The organism is Bifidobacterium criceti, from assembly GCF_002286935.1.
In the GTDB taxonomy this organism is placed as follows: Bacteria; Actinomycetota; Actinomycetes; order Actinomycetales; family Bifidobacteriaceae; genus Bifidobacterium; species Bifidobacterium criceti.
The window spans coordinates 26313-47727 of sequence record NZ_MVOH01000015.1 but is presented as its reverse complement, the minus strand read 5'-3'; the positions used below and the strand labels follow the sequence as shown (position 1 = coordinate 47727).

Here is a 21415-nt window from a genome sequence, read left to right as displayed (position 1 = left end):
GATACCGCCCTCAAGTCTAACGCACCGCGTTCCCGCCCACCGCGGGACGGCTGCGCCTTGCGCTGCGGGCACATCGGCTGGCGCATCGAAGCGGCGTGGACGCTCACATGAACCGGCTCAACACCGATCGCGTCCGGACACGCCGCATATCCCCGCCATCCACGATGAGCGCCTCGTCGTTGCGCAGCCCGATGTACGTCGGGTCCGCCGCGTGCGCACGCAGGATGGCGTCGGCCGGGGCGCCGAGGAGCCTTCCCCCGACATGCGGGACGATGTGCACGTCGACGAGCCCAAGCCCGGGCGTCCATGCCGGCGCGGCCATATGGCGCCGCAACGTCGCCGCCGGTTCGCGCCGCTCGTCCATCGGCTCGATGTAGTCGATGTCCGGTGCCGTGACGACGGCGCCGGCCGACTCCCCCACATACGGCACACCGCGCGCGACGAGGGCGCGGATGAGCGGCACGACACCCGCACCACGCAGGCAACGCATGAGATGGAAGGTGTTCCCGCCGCACACATACAGCATGTCGCATCCATCGAGCTGCGCCAAGACATCCGCACGGCGCCCCGTCAGGTCGACGACGCGCACATGCAGCCCTTGCGTGCGCCACCACGGCGCCACCATCCGGTTCGTGAACCCGTAGCGTTCGACGAAGCTCGCGTTCGGGATGAACGCGATCGTCCGGGCGTCGAGATCATCGACCCATGCACGCATGAGCGGCAGCAGCCCCGTCGCCGCCGACGCGAGCAGCATGCGGCACCGGCCGCGCGATGCGGCATCCATGCCGGCACTGTCGTTCGATTGCTCCATGTAGGCCTTCCCTGTCCCGCGGTCCGTACACCATCACCGCGCATGTTCCTTCCTCCAGTGTAGGGGTGCACCGCACACGGTGACGATCTGTCCGGTTGTTCGCCGACAGCGCGCGCCTTCAGAGACGCCATACACGGCGACTAGGATTGAACAGTCCACCCCCGCTCCATATCCCCCGATTTCGCTGGAGGCGATCCGACGATGCGCACACCGGATTCCACTACCCCAAACGGCAACCCCGAAGGATCCACCCCCGGACGCCAGACGATGGCGGCCGACGATCCCGCCCGGGAATCCGCGGACGAAGTCGCGCAAGACATCGCAGAACACGTCGAACGCGCCGACGGCGTGCTGCTTCCGGGCGCACGGGAGGCACGGCTCACGCGCCGTCAACGCATCGTCGTCGGCATCACGTTCTTCTCGATGTTCTTCGGCGCCGGCAACCTCATCTTCCCACCGTATCTGGGTGCGCTTGCAGGCAGCCGCACGGCCGCCGCGATGGCCGGTTTCGTCATATCCGCAGTGGGCCTGCCGATCCTCGGCGTCATCGTCGTCGCCAGGGCGGGCGGCTTCGGCGCGCTCAGCTCCCGTGTGTCGAAGCGGTTCGCACTGGTCCTCGGCATCGCGATCATGCTGACGATCGGCCCGCTGTTCGCGATTCCGCGCACGGCGTCGACATCGTTCGAGATGGCGCTCGCACCGTTCGCCGGCGGCCATACGCGCATCGTCCAATTCGTCTACTCGATCGTCTTCTTCGCGCTCGCCTGGCTTGTCGCGCAGCATCCCGACCGGCTTTCGCAAGTGCTCGGCAAACTCATGGGCCCATTGCTGCTTATCATGATCGCCGTCCTGTTCATCACATGCCTGTGCGTTCCCCACCCGCCGTTCGCGGCGCCGAGCGGCGCCTATGCGCATGGCCAGCTGCTTCAGGGGTTCCTCGACGGCTATCAGACGATGGACCTGCTCGCCGCGCTGTATTTCGGCATCGTCATCTCGGCGAACATCCGCACGATGGGTGTCGCCGCCGAGGCCGGCAACCGGCGCGAGACCGGCCTCGGCGGCCTGTTCACCGGCGTCATGCTCGTCGCCGTGTACGCGCAGCTCGCCTTCGTCGGCGCCGTCTCAGGCTCCTACCGGCGCATCAATGGCACCGGCGACACGGGCGCGACCGTGCTCACGAACCTCACCGAAGAGGTCTTCGGCCACGCCGGCACCGTCTTCGTCGGCGTCATCTTCGTCGTCGCATGTTTCAACGTATGCGCGGGACTCATCTCGACATGCTCGTCGTACTTCCATACACAGTTCCCGAAACCGCTGTCCTACCGTGGATGGACGGTCCTGTTCGCGCTTGTCGCGCTGCTCATCGCGAACATGGGGCTGAGCACGATCATCAAGCTGTCGGTGCCGGTCCTTGAGATGCTGTACCCGATCGCGATCGTCCTCGTCGTGCTGTCGCTGTTCGATGGCATGTTCTCCCGGCACTTCCCCGCCGTCTACTTCTGGACGGTGCTGTTCACGGCGATCGACAGCGTCGCGAACGGCGTGGCCCATCTCGTCGCCGCGTTCGGCGGCCGCTGGGCATGGCTTGAGACGGCATGTGGCTGGATGCCGCTCAACGGCATCGCGCTCGGCTGGCTTGCGCCCGCGGGCGTCGGCCTCGCGATCGGCGTCGTCGTCTCGCTCGCGCGCAGACGTGTGCGCCGCTGAGGGGCCGCCGCCCGCCGGCGCGCTCAGTCCTTGTCGATGTAGTTCGCGGGGTCCTCATCGAAGACCTCGGCGCAATGCGGATTGCAGAAGTAGACCGTGCGCCCCTGCCATACACGTTTCGCCGCCGCCGTCTTCGGATCGACCGTCATGCCGCAGACCGGGTCGATGACGTCATCGGCGTCCTCCTCCTCTTGCCTGAGCTGTTCGTTGATTGCGTCCTCGAGGATCTCCTCCGCGGTATCGTCCGCCATGGTATTGTCTCCTTCCGTCGCCATATGTCGACTGTCGCCTTCATTGTGTGCACGCGCGATTCCCCTGCGCAAGGCTTCGAGCTCCGATTCGGCGATGGGCGCAGCGTGCATCGTGTACCGGCGTTCCCGATCGGGCGTGAAACCGCGCAACCTGTTCGCGTTGAGCACGACCGAAAGCGATGAGAACGCCATCGCCGCGCCCGCGATCATCGGGTTGAGCAGCAGATGCCACGCCGGGTACAGGCATCCGGCGGCCACCGGGATGCCGAGCGCGTTGTAACCAAGCGCGAAACCGAGGTTCTGCCGGATGTTGCGCATCGTCGCATGTCCAAGGTCAATCGCCGTGACGACCGATCGCAACGACCCGTTCATCAACGTCACGTCGGCCGCTTCGATCGCGACGTCGGTCCCGGTGCCCATCGCGATACCGAGGTCGGCCCCCGCGAGCGCGGGCGCGTCGTTGATGCCGTCGCCGACCATCGCGACGTGGAATCCCCGCCTGCGCAATGCGCGGATGACCGATTCCTTGTCCTCGGGGCGTACGTCGGCGACCGTGTGGGCGATGCCGGCTTCATGGGCGATCGTGTCGGCCGTCACACGGTTGTCGCCGGTAAGCATGATCGTGCCGATGCCACGGCGGTGCAGTTCGTCGATGGCGGCGCGCGCATCGTCCTTGATCGTGTCACGGATTGCGAACACGGCGGCGATGCGTCCGTCGACCGCCGCGAGGACCGGTGTCGCCCCGTCCTGCGCGATGAGCCGCATCGTCTCACGTGCCGCATCGAGATCGTCTGGGCGGGCATCGGCTTCGACGAACCGGTCGGAACCGACGACGATCCGCTGTCCGTCGACGTCGGCGCGCACGCCACCGCCGGGAACGCTCGTGAAGGTCAGGCATTCGGGCACATCAAGATGCCGCTCATGCGCGGCTTCGACGACGGCGCGCGCAAGCGGGTGTTCCGATTGGGCTTCCGCTGCGGCGACCGCCGCGAGTGTCGCGTCATCGAGGTCCGCGGAATACGCGCCATCGGCGCCGAGCGCCGCGATATGGGTGACATGCGGCGTGCCGTGCGTGATCGTCCCGGTCTTGTCAAAGACGACGACATCGATCTTCGCGGCCGTCTCTATCGCCTCGGCGTTGCGGTACAGCACGCCGTGGCGTGCGCCGCGTCCTGTGGCCGTCGTGATCGATAGCGGCGTGGCGAGGCCGAGCGCGCATGGGCATGCGATGACGAGCACGCATATCGCGCATATGAGTCCGATGACGCCACGCGGCTGCGCACCCGTGCACCACCAGATGACGAAGGTCCATATCGCGATGAGCACGACGGAGGGGACGAACACGCCCGCGACTTTGTCGGCGATGCGTTGGATCGGCGCCTTCGATGTCTGCGCCGCGCGCACGAGGCGGATGATGCCCGAGAGCACCGTGTCGGCGCCGACGCGCGTCGCACGGTAGCGCAACGCGCCGGTCGTGTTCATCGTCGCACCGGTGACGGCATCGCCGGCCGACTTGGCGACGGGGAGCGATTCGCCGGTGATCATCGATTCGTCGACGGCACTCGACCCGGATATGACGATGCCGTCGACGGGCAGCCGCTCGCCCGGTCTTGTCTCGATGATGTCACCGACGGCGATGTCCGCCGTCGCGATCGGCACGACGTTCTCGCCGCGAACGACGTGCGCCGTGTCGGGACGCAGCCCGATGAGCTCGCGGATGGCGTCACCAGTGCCCGCGCGCGCCTTCGCCTCAAGCAATTGGCCGAGGATCATCAACGTGATGATCGTGCCCACAGCCTCATAATATGGTTCGCGCGCACCGGCGGGCAGGAGCCCTGGCCATGCGGTGGCGACGAGGCTGTAGCCGAATGCGGCGATCGTACCGAGCGTGACGAGCGAGTTCATCTCAGGCGCCCGGTGCGCGATCGCAAGCCAGCCGGTGCGGTGCACAGGCCATCCGCAATAGCACATGACCGGCACCGTCAACGCGAACTGCAACCAAGGGCTCAACATCCATGAGATCGGCGATGTGCGCATCCACGCGCCGACGGCAGGGATCATCGGCAGCATCGCGACGAGCAGCAGTGGCACCGTGCATGAGGCGCCGACGATGAGGCGGCGTATGAGCGCACGGATCTCCCCCGCACGGTCGGCGTCCTCGGCACTCTGGCGGGCACGCAGCACCTCCTCGCTTTCGGCGACGGCGCCAGACGTGCGCGTATCCACCGTCCCTTCGGAGGCCACGCCATCCCCACCCTGCACGCGCAGCATCCCATGGAGCATGTTCATGCCGCATGCGAACGGATATTCGCCGGACGCCAACGCAGGCAACCTCAGTTCGGTGTGCGTGAACGCCGGCAACGCGACGTCAATGCCCAGATCGGGGAAGACGACATGCGATGAGCATTCGCCGCCCTCACGCCGGTCGAAATCGATGAGCGTCGGCACGCCGGCGCGCACGACGACGGTGCCAGGGTCATAGCCGCCTTTGACGGCGATGCGCACACGCTGCACGCCTCCGTCGATGTCCGCCCGCGCGGCGCGCTTCGGCGCAAGGCAATACCACAGCAGCAGTGCGCTCATGAGCGCCGCCACAACGATGATGACCACTGTCGTCACTTGTTCCGCTCCCATCCGTCATGATCCATGTATGTAGGAATCCTCAACAGCATAACGCGTCTGGAATCGACGGTATTCCGCAGACATGCCGATGCCGGGCGCGTCGCGTCACCGGGAAGCTGAAAACCATGCGGCACTCATCATGCCGGGATACAGTGGGTGCGCAAGGGACCAACATGATGTGGCGCATGCGGCCACTGGGCGGACCGCGCCGCCACGCACACGCGAAAGGACGATCATGACGACACTGATTACCGGGGCCACCGGAGGCATCGGCGGCGAACTCGCGATGCTGTGCGCACAGCACGACGCCGACATCATCATCACCGGACGCGATGCCGACAGGCTTGCCACGCTCAAGGCGACACTCGAACACGACCTCAACGCGAACGTCATCGCCGTGACCCTCGACCTGTCGCAGCCCAACGCAGCGCAACGCCTCCACCGCTTCACCCGCGAACGGCACATCACGATCGACACACTCATCAACGACGCCGGCTTCGGCGACTGGAGCGCGTTCCTCGATATGGACGAACAACGGCTGCGCTCGATGATGCAGGTGAACATGGTCGCGCTCACGGAACTGACGTACCGCTTCGGACGTGACATGCGCGACCGCGGCCACGGGCGCATCCTCAACATCGCGTCGGTCGCGGCAGCGGTGCCGGGACCATACATGGCGATGTACTACGCGACGAAGGCGTTCGTCCGCTCACTCGGCGAAGCCGTCTCCTACGAACTGCGCGGCACGGGCGTGTCGGTGACGACCGTGTGCCCCGGACCGGTCACGACCGGCTTCGAACAGGCGGCGCACATGCACGGCAGCAACTTCTTCACACTTCCCATATGCAAACCATCGACACCCGAAAGGGCCGCCGCGTTCGCCTATGCGAAGATGGCGGCGGGCAGTGCGCTCGCCTATCAGGGCGCGCTCGCGAAGATGGTCGCGTTCGGCGCGCGGTTGGTGCCGCGTGCACTCGCCGCGCGCATCGCGGCACGTGCGAACGGCGGCGACCCACGCGCCGCGGACGGACAGTGAATAGTGGACACGGATGGCATATGCCACTGACATGATGGGGGCCTGCGGCACATGTCATCATGTGCCGCAGGCCCCCATCGCATTTCCAACACTCAGCGTGTGCGGAACGGCGCGGAACGGCGCTTGCCTTTCGCGCGGCGCTTCATGCCGCCGTTCTTCTTCGACCCCGCGCGTTTGCCCGATTTCGCGAAATCACTGTTGTCGTACCGACGCCTGCGTTTCGCATCCTCACGGCGCTCATGACGTTTCGCATCCTCACCGCGTTCGTCGTGCACGATGCGCTGCTCCTTGCGGTGGATGCGTTTGCCACCGTGCCGTTCTTCCGACGCGCGTCCGTCGGACCAGCCACGGCGCGTATGGCGCCCGTAGCCGTCATACCACTCCCCACGCCGTTCGCGGCGTGCACGTTCGTCGCCGTACTGCCGGGCGCGGCGTTCCTGGCGGTTGCGCGGCGCGTCCCCACGATGCGCGTCCCCACCGTGTGCGCGGTGTGCCGTGCCAGCATCCGTGGTGTCATCGCGCACGCTGTGCACGTCGCCGAGGAAACGCGCGGCGAATTCGCGCTGTTCCGCGTCGATCTCACGCTGCAGCTCGCGGTTGCGTTCGCGTGTGCGCCGCTGGTTGCGACGGGCCTTCGCGTTGCGCGACTCGCGCGCCTCGCGCCGTGAGCCGTCGCGGCGCGAGGCGTTGCCGCCACGACGTCCGCCTGTGCGTTTGCGTTCGAGTTCCGGCAGCTGCCAGCCTTCGACCTTGTCCGCGACTTCACCGACGAGTTCAAGGACCTGCGGCGAATCGGGCCTGACTTCGAGCGGCTTGACCGACAGACCCGCGCGCCGCAGCATGCCGCGTGCATAGCGTTTCTGGTCGGGGGTGATGACCGTGATGACGTCGCCCGCCTTGCCGGCGCGCGCCGTACGCCCCGAACGGTGCAGGAACGACTTTGGATCGTCCGGCGGATCGACTTGGACGACGAGTTCGACGCCGCTCACGTCGATGCCACGCGCGGCGACATCGGTCGCGACGAGTACATTGACCGATCCCGATTCGAAGGCCTGCAGATTGCGGTCACGCTGGTTCTGGCTCAGGTTGCCGTGCAGTTCGGCCGCCGGGATACCCTGTTGCGTGAGCGCCTTCGCGAGTTTCTTCGCTTGGAATTTCGTACGCGTGAACAGGATGCGCCGTCCTGTGCCGCTCGCGAGCGTGCGCACGAGTTCGTTCTTGTCCGCCTTCGTCGTCAGGAACACATGGTGCGTCATCAGGTCGGCCCTGTCGGTCACCTCGTCGACGCTGTGCACCTTCGGGTCGTTGAGGAACTCCTCGACGACCGCGTCGACGCCGTGGTCGAGCGTCGCCGAGAACAGCATGTGCTGCGCCGTGCGTGGGATCTGCCCGAGGATGCGCCTGATCGGCGGGAGGAATCCCATGTCCGCCATCTCGTCGGCTTCGTCGAGCACGACGACGCGCACATCGTCCAATGTGAGCGCGCCTTGTTCGATGAGGTCCTCAAGGCGTCCGGGGCATGCGACGACGATCTGCGCACCGTCGTTGAGGTCGCGGAACTGGCGCGCGTAGCGTACGCCGCCGTAGATGCTCGTCGTCGTCATGCCGTAGAGCGCGGCGAGCGGCGCGACGACGTCGTTGATCTGGTTCGCAAGCTCACGCGTCGGTGCGAGGACGAGGGCACGCGGATGCGGTTTCGCTCCGCGTCGGTCCCGGCGTCCATGCTCGCGGTCGTCGTCGAAGGACGCGGCGACGCGCGTCACGAGCGGGATCGCGAACGCGAGCGTCTTGCCGGAACCGGTACGGCCGCGGCCGAGCACGTCACGCCCTGCGAGCGAATCGGGAAGTGTGTCCTGCTGGATCGGGAACGCGACACGTTTGCCTTCGTCAGCGAGCAGATGGACGATCGGTCCGTCGACGCCGAGTTCGGCGAAAGTCTGTTCGTTCTCTTCGTATACGTCGTTGACTCGGTCGTCGTCGGTTGTGGGTTCGTGGTTCATGTCTGGAAGTGATACGGGCACAATGGCCTTTCATGTTCGAAACGATGCGCAGTGTGCGCAAACTCGAACATTCTAACGGCACCCCGCTACAGCCCCATGCGGATGGCGTACCCATACGCGATCCGCCACGCCGAGCGTTCCTTATGGAGCCCGACGTGGCGGAGGATGCATGGGTGCACTGTTGTCATCCATGCATCGGCACGGTCATGTCACCACGATGCCGCTGCATGACGATATCACCGTGGCGACTCGTCATGCGCATGCGTCTCCTGCACGGGCGGCAACGGCGCCGCAGGCTTGTCGGTCTGCGTGGCCGCCGACGACGACTTCGGGATCGCACCCGTCGCCCTTCCAATCGCCTTGAGTCCGTGGTAGAGGACAAGGACGGCGATCGAACCGATCGCGATGCCATTGAACTGGACGTCGGAAATCGCGAACTGGAAGTTGGCGATGCCGATGATCATGACGATCGACGCGGTCATGATGTTGAGCGGCTTGCTGAAATCGACCTTGTTATCGACCCAGATCTGCACGCCGATCATGCCGATCATGCCATACAGCAGCGTCGTGACGCCACCGAGGACACCGGCGGGAATCGAGTTGATGACCTCGCCGAACTTCGGGCACAGCGACAGGATGAACGCGAAGCCGGCGGCGCACCAGTAAGCGGCCGTCGAATACACCTTCGTGGCCGCCATGACGCCGATGTTCTCACCGTACGTCGTCGTGCCGGAGCCGCCGCCGAAACCGGCGACCGTCGTGCCGAGGCCATCGGCGATGAGCGCGGTGCCGATCTGGTTGTCATAGTCGTGACCGGTCATCGCCGCGACCGACTTGACGTGGCCGACGTTCTCGGCGATGAGCACGAGGACGACCGGCAGGAACATCGGCAGCACCGAGAAATCGACGTGCGGCAGATGGAAACGCGGGAAACCGAGCCAGGACGCCTCGTTGATCGCCGCGAAATCGACCTGTCCCCTGAAGCAGGCGTACGCGTATCCGATGAGGACGCCGATGAGGATGTTGAGGCGGCCAAGCAGGCCCTTGAACAGCACGGCGACGAGGATGACGGCGAACAATGTCACGAGGGCCGTGTCCGGCGCCGTCTGGAAGTTCGTCCACACGGTCGGCGCGAGGTTGAAGCCGATGATCGCGACGATCGCGCCGTTGACGACAGGCGGCATGATGCGGTCGATCCATACGGCCCCGGCGAGCTGCACGGCGACGCCGATGAGCGCGAGCAGCAGACCCGTGCACAGGATGCCGAAGCTTGCGACGGCGATGCCCTTGCCGGCGCTGTAGACGGCTGTGATCGGCGCGATGAAACCGAAGGAGGAGCCGAGGTAGGACGGCAGGATGTTCCTGTTGATGAGCAGGAAGAGCGCCGTCGAGAACGCGGTGAAGAACAGCGTCGTCGACGGGTCGAAATGGGTGAGGATCGGCACGAGGAACGTCGCGCCGAACATCGCGACGACATGCTGCGCGCCGATCTCGATCGTACGCGGCCACGTGAGGCGTTCGTTCGGCTCGACGACTTCGCCCGGTCCGAGCGTCTTGCCATCGCCGTGCAGTTTCCAGCGGAACATGCCGGCCATCGAAAGATTGGTCATAACGGTCTCCTTGACTTCTCGGGACTGCCCTCCTGCGTCCTGCCACAGGTGACCCCGCGCGGACGCCATCGTCATTGTAGGGCCCCGATGTCACGAAAGGTCGATGTGACGTCACAATCATCATGTCAATGCGCACACGGTTCGCCATGGGCGAAAACGGGCGTCGCCCGATCCCATGACAGGAATCGGGCGACACTGGGGAACGCAGCCGGGGAACGGAGCCGGCGGATGCCGTCACTTCGCGGGGAAGAACAGCAGCGCCAGGCCGATGCACAGCGCGACGAGGATGACCGAAGCGATGAGCGAGGCGACGAAGGGCTTGACGCCCTTCTTGAGCGCCTTGAAGTTGACGTTGATGCCGAGCGCGGCCATCGCCATGCCGAGGAAGATCTTCGCGACGTCGTTGCCGAGCACATTGACGAAGCCGGCCGTCACCGGCCACACCTTGAGCATGAGCGTGCCGACCGCGGCGGTCGCGATGAAGCCGAGCATGAACCAGGGGAACGCGACCTTGCGCTTGCCGCCGTCCGCGGGGACCTCGCTGTGCTTCTTGTCCCACCAGATTGCGACGATGATCGCGACGAAGACGAGCATGAGCACGCGCGAAAGTTTCATGATGTTCGCCATCGTGGCCGCGTCCACGACACCCTGCTGCGCGGCGAGCCGCTCGTTGTTGAGGCCTTCGCCCGCGGCGACCGCGTGCGCGATCTCATGGAGCGAGCCACCCGCGACGAAGCCCTCCTGCGCCTGCGTGAGGCCGAAGAGCGGCAGCACGGCGATCTCCAGCAGTGCGAAAATCGTGCCCATGATCGCGACGATCGCGATCGCGGTGACCTCATCGTTCTCCTTCTCCTCCTCGCGCTTGGGCGAGACCTTGATCGAGCCGGAGACGCCCATGACGGCGGCCGCGCCGCATATGCCGGTGCCGCATGACACAAGGATCGCCATGAGTGGATCGACACCCATCCAGCGGCAGATGCCATACGTGATCAGGACAGTGACGGAGACGATGACGACGGCAAGCGGAAGGCATTTCGCGCCCGTCGTGAACAGCAGCTGCAGATTGAGCTTGAAGCCGAGCAGGATGATGCCCAAGCGCAGGAACTTGTTCGCGATGAGGCCCGCGGCGTCCTTGACGCCCGCCTGCCTTGCCGTGTCGCCCTTCGTGTACCATGCCCTGATCGGGAATTGGACGACCATGCCGATGAGCAGCGCGATGATGAGCGCGCCCAGGATCTTGAGACCCGGCAACCGCGCCGCGAACATGCCGATGATGGTCGCGGCGAGCGTGACGACGACGATGAGCAACATCTCCTTGGTGGCAATCCTCTTGCCCCATTTCTCACAGAATGCTTTCATGTCTTCCATTTGTACCGCGCACATCCAACGAACGACGTCCGATTGCGTCATGGGCGAATGGTGCATCCGTTGTGCAGAAGTCGAAAAAACGTTGGAATATCGCCGAAACTGTGCGATAATGGAAAAAGTATGGTCAAAAACAGGGAAAGGACGAAAACAATGAATACGATGTCAACGCCCTATTCACTCACCCTCCTCGATATCGACCCACTCACGATGGAGCCTGACGACCTTGACTGCGCCATCGCGCCGATCGCGCGCTATTGGACCGAGATCGACGACGACCTGAGGTCCGTACACGCCGAACAAGCGGCGAAAATACGCCGTTCACGGCTTGACACCGCCATATTCGACTATCCACGCGCCGCTTACTGGCACGACCCCGAATCCATCGACGTCATCACCGACGTCCCCTATCGCGCCGACGGTGGCTACGACCGCGCGCACGGCCAGATCCGCGGCCACCTCCTTGACGTCTGCCTCCCCCATACTGCAATCGTTAGCGGAGGCACGGCGCTGCCGGTGTACATCGACATCCACGGCGGCGGCTTCTGCTACGGGTACAAGGAACTCAACCGCAACTTCTGCGCGCATCTCGCCGCGCAAGGCTTCGCCGTCTTCTCCCTCAACTACCGCCCCGCGCCACAGACCGACCTGCGCGGTCAGCTCGCGGACATCCAGGATGCGCTGCGGTGGATCCGCGGCAACATGACGCGCTTCCCCGTCAACCCGGACGCTGTGTTCATGACCGGTGATTCGGCCGGCGCATGCCTCGCGCTGCTGACGATCGCAATCGAACGCGACGAACACGCCGCCGCGGCGTTCGGTGTCACCGCACCGTCCGGTCTGCCTATCAAGGGCGGTGCGCTTATCAGCGGCGTCTACGACATCGACGGGGCCTCTCCGGTGCGCGCACAGCTCGAGGCGACGCTCGGCCCGCGCTTCTTCGCAGGCCTCGACGGCGCCGCACCCTACCTCCGATGCGCATCCCTCGTGGAACGCGTCACACCGCCTCCCCTGTATCTGCAGACCAGCAGCGACGACTTCATCGAAGCGGGGACGCTCGCGCTCGCGACGTCACTCGCGCTCACGCACCGCGATTTCGAACTGCACGACGAGAAAGTGCCGCCCACACGCACGCTCGGCCATGTGTTCCCCGTATGTATGACATGGCTTGACGAAAGCGTGCGCGTGCTTGCGCGCATCCGTGATTTCACCTACGCGCGCTGCCGCTGACGCCCGCACATGCGCGCCGACGTATACAGGTACCGTCGGCGCGCATGTGATTTTTCGTATCGTGAACGCTGACTGTTGCCTGAACGCATTGTCATACTCTTGCCAGTATGCGCACATGTCCCTCACATATGCGCTCCGTATAGTGAAAGACAACAACAAAGAAAGGCAGCCGACATGACTACTACCAACACAGATTCCAACAACATGAACACCGGTGCGGCGAACGGCGGCGCGACCGCTGGGGCATCCTCGGACGGCGACCTCGACTTCCAGGGCAAGGCGAACGCGACCGACGAGACGAAGGGCTGCGGCTGCGGCACCTGCGGATGTGCGGACAAGGAGACGAAGGCCGGCGCAACGAAGTCGAACGAGACACCGCAGCCTGCGGAGCCGAGCAACCCCTTCCCGCCGGCGCAGGAGCCGAGCGGTGACGGTACCGGCATCAAGGCCGGCGGCGAACAGGCCGAGTGACCATCCCGCGGGCGGCGCCGGACAACCGGAGCGCCACCCGCGACACCGACAACGCGAATGCCGCGCCATCCCCCGAGGATGGCGCGGCATTCGCATGTCCCGGCATACCACTGCGGCACATAGGCGACAACGTCGTCATTCCAACGGTCCTCAATCCGCGGACCGTCGGAATGACGACGTTTGTGTCTCGTAATGCTCCTATTGCTCAGACATTGAACTTGAACTCGCATGTCATGTGGTCATCGGCGGTATTGCACGGTTCTCGGTTGCGTGCGGCACACAAAACGCACTCTATGTTTTCGACCATTGTACTCCATGCGCGATGGGCACACAACAGAAAAGCGCCCCGCCCTTCCATCATAGGAGACGGAAGGGCGGGGCACTGTCTGTGGATCAGTGGTCCGTGTTGCGGCTGGGGTTGTATGCGACGCCGAACGCCGCTGCCACGGTGGGAATCGCTCCCGCCATCGCGGACAGCAGGATCGTCGCCCATTCGGGCGCGTGCGCGGCGACCGCCACGGGGGCTGCCACGGCAAGGACCGCGCCGGCGATCGCGCATGTCACGTAGACCGCGGTCCTCACCGTCGCGTCGAACACGGGCGTGTACGGTTGGGTTGTCTTCGCCGCGTCGTCGTACATGCGGTCGAGGTCGTCGTCGGTCAGGTGTTCACCGTTCATGGCCTCACCATCCCATCCTGCGGTTGACGATGGCCTGCACGGCCGCGTAGTTGGAGCCGAGGCGGCGCTGGCGTTCCGCGCCGTTGCCGTAGTCGCCGCGGATGACCGCGTCCGCGAGCGCGTTGAGGTCGACGTTGGGGCTTGGTGTGGAGGCGCCGAGCAGGGCGTTGACGCGGTTCTGTACGGCGGCCGCGTCGTATCCCGCCTTGCGCAGACGGTTCATGCGGTCGTCGCCGTTGCCCCACTGTCCTGCGATGACCTCGCGTGCGACCGTTTCGGTGCTTTTCTTCGCGGGTGTGGACGGCTTGGCTGCGGGTTTTGCCGGAGCGGCCGGCTTGTTGCCGGTCATCTTGTCGTACCATTCCTGGGCGCGGCGCATGTAGGCGTCTCGCTGGCTTCCGGCGATGGACGCAGGGCACTCGGTCGGGCTGAAGTCCTTGTGGAAGAAGACGTTCTTGCCGTATTGCGGGCGGCCGAGGCCATAGAATTTGCAGACGGCGGCGGTCAGGTGCGCGCCGTTGTCGAGGGTGGCGTCGCCGATCTGCCATGGGTTGGTGCTGATGTCGGCGTGCTCGATGCCGATGCTCGTGCAGTTCGCCTGGTAGTTACCGGCGTGCCAGGCGGTGTCGGAATCCCATACGAGCTGTGTGACGCCGCCGTTCGCGTCGACCTGGTAGTGGGCGGACGCCTCACGGGTCTGCCATACCTGATAGCAGCCCTCGCCGCTGAGGTTGCCGCCGTTGTGGTGCAAGATGACCTTGTCGATCTTGCAGCCGTTGCGACCTCCGGTGAAATGCCTGTCGAGAATGAGGTCGAGGTCTGCCTCGAGCGTATCCCAGTTCTTCATGATGTTCCTTTCTGGATATGGAAAAAGGCCATGGCGGTGGTGCCGTGGCCTAGTCTGTGGTGTTGGTGGTTGGTGGACGGTGGGTGTAGTCCCAGTCGGCGTGTGCGAGGCGCCATTTGTAGTCGGCGAGCAGTTGTTCGAAGCGTGCGTGCCCGATGCCGTTTCCACCGCTCGCCAGATATTCGCGGCCTGCTTCGATCTGATGCTCGTGGCTGAGCCTGTCGTGCGGGTCCTCCATCATGGCCTGCCGTAGGCCGAGGAGCCGGTGCCGGTGGGTTTCAGCCTCGTGATGCTCCTCCCACGCGCGCGTCTCATTGAGGGTTTGCGTGTTGCGGTCGATTTTCTCAGCCAGCTCCTTGATGGTCTGTGAGTTGCGCAGGCTTGTCTCGACGAGCTCGTTGAGTTCGCCGCGTAGCACAGCCTCATGCTTTTTCTCACCACGGGCGCGCCACCATTCCCAAAAGCCTCCGCATCCGAGGACGGCGACGCATAGAGTGACGAGCATTTCCACATGGGTCATGTCGCTTCGATCACCTCCCCTCCTCTCTATCCGCTTATTTCTGTTACTAAAGTTCCCATGGGCCTTTCTCGCCCGCCATTGTGGCGTCGCGTGGCCCCGCGCACCACGGATACTGGATCTCGCCCTTTTGGTAGAGCGCGTAGAGCCGCTCCCAATCCTCCGGGCTGTAGCAGCCGACTTCTTCGAGGGTGACGGGTCCGCGCATGAGCCAGATGGAGTGGTTGCCTACGGTGCTGTCGGCGACACGGGCGGCGATCCAATTATCATGGCGGGCGATGGTCGTCGCCTTTTCCACGTCGAGAAGGTCGAGGACCGCCTGACCCGCTGTGATGCGCGCGTAGAGCACTTTACCCGCCATATACTGGTTGGATAGGGGGTGCCATGCGCTCACGCTTGCGCCGGTTGCACCGCTGTTGGCCTCGTAGCGGTATCTGCCGTTGTCAATGGAGGATGAGCAGTTCCATCCGCCGCGCCGCATGAGACAGCGTGGATCCTGCTGCAGATTGCGGACGGTCTCTATCCGGCTCATACCGCCACCTCCCATCGGGAGGTGAGGTTCATGTGGAGCGTTCGACCGTATCTCCGTCGAACCATGTCACATTGGATGCGAGCATCAGCTGGTAGTCGTCGTCCGTCATGACACACAGGTGTCGGACGCGCACCGTGTCGCCCGCAGACGGGCCGACCATGATCCGGAGCTCCACAGTCGAATCCGCGTCGAGCTGGTTCGGCGGGGTGACGATGCGACCCGCCGTGCCATCCCATTTGGTGGGCCGCATTTCGTAGACCGGGTTGAGGTGGATGACCCGCAGCTGATTGCCCCAAGCATATCCGGTGTCCGTCGCATCCATTTCCGCGCCGAACCGCCACGATCCGGCCGGAAGGCTGAGGCGCGTGAACACGAACGGGTCGGCATGTGTTGCATTGTTGGTCAGTTGCAGCCAGCCGTCTGACGTGAGCGTGCGCGTGATATCCCGTCCGCCCCCCACAGCCCACGCCGATACCGATACAGGTTTCGGACCCGGCAGCCGATTGTACACATAGATTGATCTGCTCATGCGACCACCACCAGAGCAATGCGGCGATCCACATGTGGATACAGGCCGCTAAGAGGAAGCCCCCCACCGGTCAGATACGAGTCGCCATCGAACCACTGGTATTCCAGCGCTCCACGCTGGTACAGGCTGAGCACCTGCTCCCAATCCTCCGGACTGTAGATCGCACTGCCAAGGAGCGTAACACCATTCGTGCACGTGCTGATGGTGATCTCGTGGTTCCTGCCGGTTTCCGTGACCTTTGAGGCTTTGATGTACGTGTCGCCGTCCTGTTCGTTGAGCAGTACATTCGCATACCAGATATTGGAGTTGGCGAAATTGGGGTTGTCCGTCCGGGCGATCAGTACGATGACATGGCCCACCTGGACTGCCTGGGGATTGCTGCAGGTGCCCATGTACGAGTTGCCCTTGCCCGTGTAGACGTACCGCCCTTCGGTGTCCTGTGTCATCGCCGCGCACCCCCACTTGTAGCGTAGTTTTACCGCGTTAGGATCGGTATCCAGATTATGGATTTCGATGCGGTCGCTCATATCGTCTCCCCTTGGTTGTTGTGCGGCACGCGGATCGCGAGCACGCTGACCGAATTGTTGGGTTCACCCTCCCACCATGTGATCAGGTCAGGCGGCGGCGTCCAGATTTTTCTGCCGCCGACGATGCCCTGCACCCATTGGTGCCGATAGTATGGGATGCCGCATTTGACACCGTCGATGTAGCTGCCCGCGTCCTCGGCCGTGGCCCAGACCACGAGGATGCCGGGATGCGAGGCCGAGTAGGCGTACGCGTCCGTCTCGTCGGCGGCACGGTGCACGCGCATGAGCTGCCCGCTGCTCGGAGTCGTCATTATGCTCCCTCCTGCTCGTACAGGACGAGCTCATCGGGATGCGCGCTCGAGTAGGCGAATGCGTCGTCCTCAGTCTCGGCCCAATGCACGCGCATCAGCGGCCCTGTGGTGAGGGCCGGCGGGATGAGCGTGTCCGGGTCCACATCGAGCAGGGCGGCGAATTCCTCCGTCTCGGTACTGTCCGGCACTTCGACCGTGCGCTCGAAACTCGACGACTCGGCCGGGATGACAGTGAGCCGCCACGCGAAGAGCTCACGGGTCGGCTCGAGGTCAAAAAGGGCCTCGCCATTGTCGTCGAGGATGACATCAAATGGTATCGGCAGGATGATGCGGTGGTCGTCGACGCGTCGCCGGTCGGGCGCGCAGCGGACACGCCCATAGGCCGCGGACTCGCCATCCGGCAGATACCGTCGTAACGAGATATGCACCTGAGTCATAATTGCTGCCCCCCTTAGTTGCCGAGCTTGAGCGGCCATGTCTGCGTGGTCAGAATCTTCGCGAAAGGTTTCCACGCCGAGGTGGTGTCGCCCTTGTCGACGACGATCTCCATCGCGGTCGCGCCCTGAGCCGCCGCTCGCCATGCACGGATCGTGCCGCCATAGACCGGCACGTTTTGGCTGTCCGCGACGATGACGTCGCCGAAGACCGGAGTCGCCGGAGGGAATGGATTGTAATGCGTCGCGGTCTGGTATGCGCCGCTGCCGTCCGCGTTGAGCTCACGCGGTGTGATCAGCCGCATGTTGAGATACCGCATGCCCGTGGTCAGGCTCCCCGCGGTCGACAGGCCGGACAGTTCCAGGCTCATCGATACCATGCCGGACGCGACGAGCATACGGCAGGTTTTGGTCGACGCGATGAGTGTGTTGTCCTGCGGCTCCTCGGGCGCGGGGAAATCATCCTCGCCGAACGGCTGCAACGTCACCGTGTAGCCGACCGAGCACAGGTCCGCGATCGTCTGGCCGCGCAGCCCAGCGGCGATCAGCCCGGCGAGGTCCGTATAGCCTGCACGTGTCAAATGCGCGATATTCTGTATCGGATCCGTGTCGTCGGCCCTATAGGCCGCGAAATCGGAGCGCATCGGCATCCACAGGCTCTCAGCGTGCACGCTCACGCCCCACGCGGTCAGATTGAGCAACAGCGCCTCATACAAGCTGTTATGCCCATTGTTGGGGCACCGGGCCATGTCGGGCCAAAAATGGATGGGCACGCCTGGCCATGCGGCGCGAATCGCGGAGACCATCGCCGACGAATTGTCGGTCATGTCCTCATAACTGCCTTGCGTGTGCATGATGCCGTTGATGCCGGCGACGACGACGATATGCGTCGGATGCCGCGCGGTCGAATCCGCCTTGGCGAGCGGGACCTGATTGGTGGTGATGCTTCTGATGCCCGCGCCGTGCACGCCATAGTTTTTGACCCACTTCGCCGGCAGCCGCTCGGCGAGTGTCTTTGATAGCAGCTGGTCATAATACTGCGTCCAGCTGTCGCCGAGCATGATGATGCGGCATTCGTCACGCGCCGCGAGCGCGGCCCATGTCTCGGATTCGTCCGCGTCGATGTATCCGGCGACCGCCGTGTCGGATGGTACGGCGTTGACGCCGGGCAGTCCTTGTGGGCCGCGTAGTCCTTGTGGGCCGCGGGGTCCGGGCATGACGCCCTCGGTGAGGTCCACGATCTGATCGGTCATGCTTGTTGTCTCCTTAGGCGCTTAGTGTCCAGTAGCCCCACGCGATGGTCTTGCGCGTGCCGGTGGCGGTGTTGGTGACGCTGATTTTCCATTGGCCGCTGCGCCGCACCGCCCACACAGGCGCGGTGAGGGCGGTTGCGGGGATGTCTGCTATCGCGCATCCGTCCGTGCTCATCGTCTGGCACGATTGCGCATACCATTGCTCGCCGCCGTCGGGCGAGCGCAGCTCGAGCGTGCCGCCCCACCCGGTCAGGTCAACCGGTGTGATCTGGCCGGTGCGACGGTTGTGCCGTCGCCACCTGCCGCCCACGCGCTGCGAGTCTCCGCGCACGAGACGGATGTCGAGCCGTCCCACCTTGCTTCCTATGACGCTCATGTCAGCCTCCCCATGGGTGGAATTCGGTATTGTGTTCGAGCCATGTCTCGATGTAGGTGACGCGGATGCGCAGATTCGAGTTGACTGTGTTTTCGATGGTCTGCAATCGGCTTGTCGCGGCTTGCAGGTCGTTTGTGACTTGGGTGAGTCGGTTGGACACCGCCTGCAGATTGTTGACCTGGTCGCCTTGGTCGCCCACGATCTTCTTGAGCTGGTCCTGCGCCTGTTTGATCGCGTCCTGCGCCGCCTTGAGGCTCTTCTGCTGTGATTCGAGTTCGGATTGGTGTTTGGTGAGCTGGTTTTGTTGGCTCTGCAGCTTCTGCTGCTGCGCCTCGAGCTCTTGCTGGTGTTCATCCAGCTCGTCCTGCTGCTGTTCGAGCAGGACCTGCTGCACGCCCTGCTGTTGGGTGAGCTCGTCGAGTTTCTGCGTGACCCCGCCGAGCTCTGTGCCCGTGGGCCGGTTCGCCTCGCGTTTTTCGGCTTCACGCTTGCGGGTGGCTTCGACTTGCCGGCTGGCCCAATCGGTCAGGCCGCTCGAGTAGCTGCGGGTAGGTGTGATGGGCTGGTCGATGGGTTGGCCTTGGTCGTCGCGGATCGCGTCGACGATCGCCTCGGCCAGTCGTTCGTGCCCGGCCGCGTTGGGTAGGATGCCTGCGGCTTGCAGGCTCGTGTCCACACCGAGCACGGTGCGCAGGTTGATGGCGAGGCTATCGGTGGCGCGGGCTTGGCCGAGGATCGCCGCAGTGACCGTGCTCGTGTCGGCAAGCTTCGCGTCGTCCATGCCGGCGAGGCTCCCGGGGCTGGCCGCCCACACGATCCGCGCGCTCGGAAACGCCTTGTGGCACTGGTTGACCGCGTCCTTGGATTTGTAGATGACGGCCTGGAGCGCGCTGACCGGATCCTCGAGGCCACCGGCGAGCACCACATACGCCACATCGGCGTGATTGTAGCTTGTGTCGTCTCGGGCCGCATAGCAGCGGGTCACGAGCCCGTCGCTCACTTTCGCATTTACTGTCGCGTAGTTTTTTTCGGTGAGCCCGAGCTGCGCGCTGGCGAGGGTGCTCATCCGGTCCGCGTCACTGCCCGCACCACCGCCGGCGGTGATGGGGCCGCCGATCCAGACGATGATGCTGCCGGCGCGCGCACCCGAGCGTAAAAGCGGCGCGTTGCTTGGCCCTGCGGTTGGCATCAGGCGACCTCCTTGCATGTGACGGTGAGCAAATCCGATCCCGTGTCACCTGAGACGTCGGTGATCTTGAGTTCGAGCGTCTGATCACCCAAATAGTCGTCGACGAAGCGTGTGATGGCGTGATCGCCGACGCGCACGTCCCACTCCTCACCCACGGAGAGTGTGAATGTCTCGTCTGGCCATGCACCGGCGGCGAGCTGCCCGGTCGCGTGCTGCTGCAACGTCGAGAGACGCTCGACCGTCGTGTGCGCCGTGTTCGAGCTTTGCATGAGCGGGTATCCGGGCAATGGTTGCGCGGTGCGGCGGCACATGAGCGTCTTATCGGAGTCCTTGCCACCGGTAGCCCACACCTGGTTCGTCAGGGCCGCGCCACTGCCGGATACCGACGTGAGGTCGACCCGGCTGTCCGGCAACGCCGTGTCCCACCGGTGCGTCGCCGTGATCAATTCCGGGTCGCCTGCGCGCAGCCGATAGCGCAGATGCCCGTCCGCGCTCAGGTATGGGTCGAATGCGAGTTCGGGGCCGCCCTCCAGATTCATCAGGTCCGAGATACGGTCGGCGACCGTCGCCAGGTCCCAACTGAAATAGGTTCGTTGCCTGTCGCCGCTCACATTGATGTCCGGCAGGTCGATGGGCAGGTCCGCCCATTGCTTCGTCTCGAGGATGAGGCGGCATGCGACCGCCCACCATTGGGTGCGCCGCCATGCGAGCGTCATGTTCGCGGCCGGATGCTCCTCGTCTACAATGACCGTGCCGTCACGCCACCCGTTTTTGAGCGCACGATTGAGCACCAAACGTTTCGTCAGCAGCGTCATGCCCCCGCCGCATGTCAGGCCCAGCGAGCGCGATTTCGCGTCCCACTGCAGGTCAGTCAATGGGCCGGCGTGGATCACGGACCGGCCGCGCTGCAATGCGAGCATGCACTTCCACGGGCGCAGCGTCGACCACAAATCGAGCCGTTTGGCCTCGCGGCTCAGCGGCACAGTCACGCTCATGGATCCCGGCTGTTTGATGCTCTCCTGCCACTGCGCCGACGAGTATGGCAGACGGTACAAGTGCTCGCCGTCCGTGATCCGATAGGCGTGCACAGTGCATGGATCCAGATCGAGCAGGCTCATG

21 protein-coding genes are annotated in these 21415 nt (G+C 64.5%); 4 read left to right on the top strand and 17 right to left on the bottom strand.

The genetic code is table 11. From position 1 onward, the window contains the following. Positions 1-103: 103 nt before the first annotated feature. A complete protein-coding gene (locus B1526_RS06770) occupies positions 104-811 on the bottom strand; it encodes a Type 1 glutamine amidotransferase-like domain-containing protein (protein ID WP_095615311.1) in 708 nt (235 codons plus the stop codon). A gap of 201 nt (positions 812-1012) precedes the next feature. Here B1526_RS06770 and brnQ point away from each other — a divergent pair, with 201 nt between their 5' ends. Then, complete coding sequence (gene brnQ, locus B1526_RS06765; RefSeq protein WP_268802231.1) at positions 1013-2518, top strand: branched-chain amino acid transport system II carrier protein; 1506 nt, start codon at positions 1013-1015, stop codon at positions 2516-2518. Between the two features lie 23 nt (positions 2519-2541). On the opposite strand, the gene B1526_RS06760 is transcribed toward brnQ, so the two are convergent. Continuing rightward, the gene (locus B1526_RS06760; protein WP_235607089.1) at positions 2542-5403 is read right to left on the bottom strand and encodes a heavy metal translocating P-type ATPase; all 2862 of its coding nucleotides are present in this window, start codon (positions 5401-5403) and stop codon (positions 2542-2544) included. A 223-nt stretch (positions 5404-5626) separates the two neighbouring features. On the opposite strand from B1526_RS06760, the gene B1526_RS06755 reads away from it, so the two are divergent. Then, positions 5627-6427, top strand: coding sequence for an SDR family NAD(P)-dependent oxidoreductase (locus B1526_RS06755; RefSeq protein WP_095615309.1), 801 nt, complete (start codon positions 5627-5629; stop codon positions 6425-6427). A 92-nt stretch (positions 6428-6519) separates the two neighbouring features. Here the strand turns inward: B1526_RS06755 and B1526_RS06750 are convergent, their stop codons facing one another. The 3 genes from B1526_RS06750 to B1526_RS06740 form a co-directional block, all read right to left on the bottom strand. After that, the gene (locus tag B1526_RS06750; protein WP_095615308.1) at positions 6520-8427 is read right to left on the bottom strand and encodes a DEAD/DEAH box helicase; all 1908 of its coding nucleotides are present in this window, start codon (positions 8425-8427) and stop codon (positions 6520-6522) included. 236 nt (positions 8428-8663) lie between these two features. Next, on the bottom strand, positions 8664-10013 hold the full coding sequence (locus tag B1526_RS06745) for a uracil-xanthine permease family protein (RefSeq protein WP_407641013.1): 1350 nt from the start codon (positions 10011-10013) through the stop codon (positions 8664-8666). Positions 10014-10271: 258 nt separating this feature from the next. After that, on the bottom strand, positions 10272-11396 hold the full coding sequence (locus B1526_RS06740) for a YeiH family protein (protein ID WP_164470456.1): 1125 nt from the start codon (positions 11394-11396) through the stop codon (positions 10272-10274). A gap of 159 nt (positions 11397-11555) precedes the next feature. On the opposite strand from B1526_RS06740, the gene B1526_RS06735 reads away from it, so the two are divergent. Both B1526_RS06735 and B1526_RS06730 read left to right on the top strand, forming a co-directional pair. Further along, positions 11556-12632: an alpha/beta hydrolase gene (locus B1526_RS06735; protein ID WP_235607088.1), complete on the top strand. Its 1077-nt coding sequence runs from the start codon at positions 11556-11558 to the stop codon at positions 12630-12632. 174 nt (positions 12633-12806) lie between these two features. Further along, positions 12807-13103, top strand: coding sequence for a hypothetical protein (locus B1526_RS06730; protein ID WP_095615306.1), 297 nt, complete (start codon positions 12807-12809; stop codon positions 13101-13103). Between the two features lie 393 nt (positions 13104-13496). Here B1526_RS06730 and B1526_RS06725 read toward each other — a convergent pair whose 3' ends face one another. From B1526_RS06725 to B1526_RS06670, 12 genes are read right to left on the bottom strand one after another with little or no spacing between them, the layout of a single operon-like run. Then, complete coding sequence (locus B1526_RS06725) at positions 13497-13781, bottom strand: hypothetical protein (RefSeq protein WP_095615305.1); 285 nt, start codon at positions 13779-13781, stop codon at positions 13497-13499. 4 nt (positions 13782-13785) lie between these two features. After that, a complete protein-coding gene (locus B1526_RS06720) occupies positions 13786-14628 on the bottom strand; it encodes an N-acetylmuramoyl-L-alanine amidase (RefSeq protein WP_095615304.1) in 843 nt (280 codons plus the stop codon). A 49-nt stretch (positions 14629-14677) separates the two neighbouring features. Then, a complete protein-coding gene (locus B1526_RS06715; protein ID WP_095615303.1) occupies positions 14678-15148 on the bottom strand; it encodes a hypothetical protein in 471 nt (156 codons plus the stop codon). Positions 15149-15194: 46 nt separating this feature from the next. Then, positions 15195-15677, bottom strand: a complete 483-nt coding sequence (locus B1526_RS08990) for a hypothetical protein (protein ID WP_133088505.1) — start codon at positions 15675-15677, stop codon at positions 15195-15197. Between the two features lie 28 nt (positions 15678-15705). After that, positions 15706-16206, bottom strand: a complete 501-nt coding sequence (locus B1526_RS06705; RefSeq protein WP_133088503.1) for a hypothetical protein — start codon at positions 16204-16206, stop codon at positions 15706-15708. Continuing rightward, entirely contained in the window at positions 16203-16733 is a 531-nt protein-coding gene (locus B1526_RS06700) for a hypothetical protein (protein ID WP_095615300.1), read from the bottom strand. Before B1526_RS06700 ends, B1526_RS06705 begins: the two co-directional genes overlap by 4 nt. Next, a complete protein-coding gene (locus B1526_RS06695; protein WP_095615299.1) occupies positions 16730-17044 on the bottom strand; it encodes a hypothetical protein in 315 nt (104 codons plus the stop codon). Before B1526_RS06695 ends, B1526_RS06700 begins: the two co-directional genes overlap by 4 nt. Then, positions 17044-17481, bottom strand: coding sequence for a hypothetical protein (locus tag B1526_RS06690; RefSeq protein ID WP_095615298.1), 438 nt, complete (start codon positions 17479-17481; stop codon positions 17044-17046). The genes B1526_RS06695 and B1526_RS06690 overlap by 1 nt, the downstream gene beginning before the upstream one ends. Positions 17482-17495: 14 nt before the next feature. Further along, positions 17496-18731: a GDSL-type esterase/lipase family protein gene (locus tag B1526_RS06685; RefSeq protein WP_095615297.1), complete on the bottom strand. Its 1236-nt coding sequence runs from the start codon at positions 18729-18731 to the stop codon at positions 17496-17498. Positions 18732-18744: 13 nt separating this feature from the next. Further along, positions 18745-19107, bottom strand: a complete 363-nt coding sequence (locus B1526_RS06680; RefSeq protein WP_095615296.1) for a hypothetical protein — start codon at positions 19105-19107, stop codon at positions 18745-18747. 1 nt (position 19108) lies between these two features. Beyond that, positions 19109-20296 carry an SGNH/GDSL hydrolase family protein gene (locus B1526_RS06675; protein WP_095615295.1) on the bottom strand — a complete coding sequence of 396 codons (1188 nt, stop codon included), beginning with the start codon at positions 20294-20296 and terminating at the stop codon, positions 19109-19111. Further along, positions 20296-21414 (bottom strand): hypothetical protein, encoded by a 1119-nt coding sequence (locus B1526_RS06670; RefSeq protein ID WP_095615294.1) that lies wholly within the window; start codon positions 21412-21414, stop codon positions 20296-20298. The genes B1526_RS06675 and B1526_RS06670 overlap by 1 nt, the downstream gene beginning before the upstream one ends. Position 21415 lies beyond the last annotated feature (1 nt).

What these genes read in the sequence shown, in the direction of transcription:
- B1526_RS06705 (WP_133088503.1), bottom strand. Translation starts at nt 16,206, where the DNA reads ATGAGCAGATCAATCTATGTGTACAATCGGCTGCCGGGTCCGAAACCT.
- B1526_RS06730 (WP_095615306.1), top strand. Translation starts at nt 12,807, where the DNA reads ATGACTACTACCAACACAGATTCCAACAACATGAACACCGGTGCGGCG.
- B1526_RS06685 (WP_095615297.1), bottom strand. Translation starts at nt 18,731, where the DNA reads ATGACCGATCAGATCGTGGACCTCACCGAGGGCGTCATGCCCGGACCC.
- B1526_RS06720 (WP_095615304.1), bottom strand. Translation starts at nt 14,628, where the DNA reads ATGAAGAACTGGGATACGCTCGAGGCAGACCTCGACCTCATTCTCGAC.
- B1526_RS06760 (WP_235607089.1), bottom strand. Translation starts at nt 5,403, where the DNA reads ATGGGAGCGGAACAAGTGACGACAGTGGTCATCATCGTTGTGGCGGCG.
- B1526_RS06675 (WP_095615295.1), bottom strand. Translation starts at nt 20,296, where the DNA reads ATGCCAACCGCAGGGCCAAGCAACGCGCCGCTTTTACGCTCGGGTGCG.
- B1526_RS06680 (WP_095615296.1), bottom strand. Translation starts at nt 19,107, where the DNA reads ATGAGCGTCATAGGAAGCAAGGTGGGACGGCTCGACATCCGTCTCGTG.
- B1526_RS06725 (WP_095615305.1), bottom strand. Translation starts at nt 13,781, where the DNA reads ATGAACGGTGAACACCTGACCGACGACGACCTCGACCGCATGTACGAC.
- B1526_RS06695 (WP_095615299.1), bottom strand. Translation starts at nt 17,044, where the DNA reads ATGACGACTCCGAGCAGCGGGCAGCTCATGCGCGTGCACCGTGCCGCC.
- B1526_RS06690 (WP_095615298.1), bottom strand. Translation starts at nt 17,481, where the DNA reads ATGACTCAGGTGCATATCTCGTTACGACGGTATCTGCCGGATGGCGAG.
- B1526_RS06735 (WP_235607088.1), top strand. Translation starts at nt 11,556, where the DNA reads ATGAATACGATGTCAACGCCCTATTCACTCACCCTCCTCGATATCGAC.
- B1526_RS08990 (WP_133088505.1), bottom strand. Translation starts at nt 15,677, where the DNA reads ATGAGCCGGATAGAGACCGTCCGCAATCTGCAGCAGGATCCACGCTGT.
- B1526_RS06750 (WP_095615308.1), bottom strand. Translation starts at nt 8,427, where the DNA reads ATGAACCACGAACCCACAACCGACGACGACCGAGTCAACGACGTATAC.
- B1526_RS06745 (WP_407641013.1), bottom strand. Translation starts at nt 10,013, where the DNA reads ATGTTCCGCTGGAAACTGCACGGCGATGGCAAGACGCTCGGACCGGGC.
- B1526_RS06740 (WP_164470456.1), bottom strand. Translation starts at nt 11,396, where the DNA reads ATGAAAGCATTCTGTGAGAAATGGGGCAAGAGGATTGCCACCAAGGAG.
- B1526_RS06670 (WP_095615294.1), bottom strand. Translation starts at nt 21,414, where the DNA reads ATGAGCCTGCTCGATCTGGATCCATGCACTGTGCACGCCTATCGGATC.
- B1526_RS06770 (WP_095615311.1), bottom strand. Translation starts at nt 811, where the DNA reads ATGGAGCAATCGAACGACAGTGCCGGCATGGATGCCGCATCGCGCGGC.
- B1526_RS06700 (WP_095615300.1), bottom strand. Translation starts at nt 16,733, where the DNA reads ATGAGCGACCGCATCGAAATCCATAATCTGGATACCGATCCTAACGCG.
- brnQ (WP_268802231.1), top strand. Translation starts at nt 1,013, where the DNA reads ATGCGCACACCGGATTCCACTACCCCAAACGGCAACCCCGAAGGATCC.
- B1526_RS06715 (WP_095615303.1), bottom strand. Translation starts at nt 15,148, where the DNA reads ATGACCCATGTGGAAATGCTCGTCACTCTATGCGTCGCCGTCCTCGGA.
- B1526_RS06755 (WP_095615309.1), top strand. Translation starts at nt 5,627, where the DNA reads ATGACGACACTGATTACCGGGGCCACCGGAGGCATCGGCGGCGAACTC.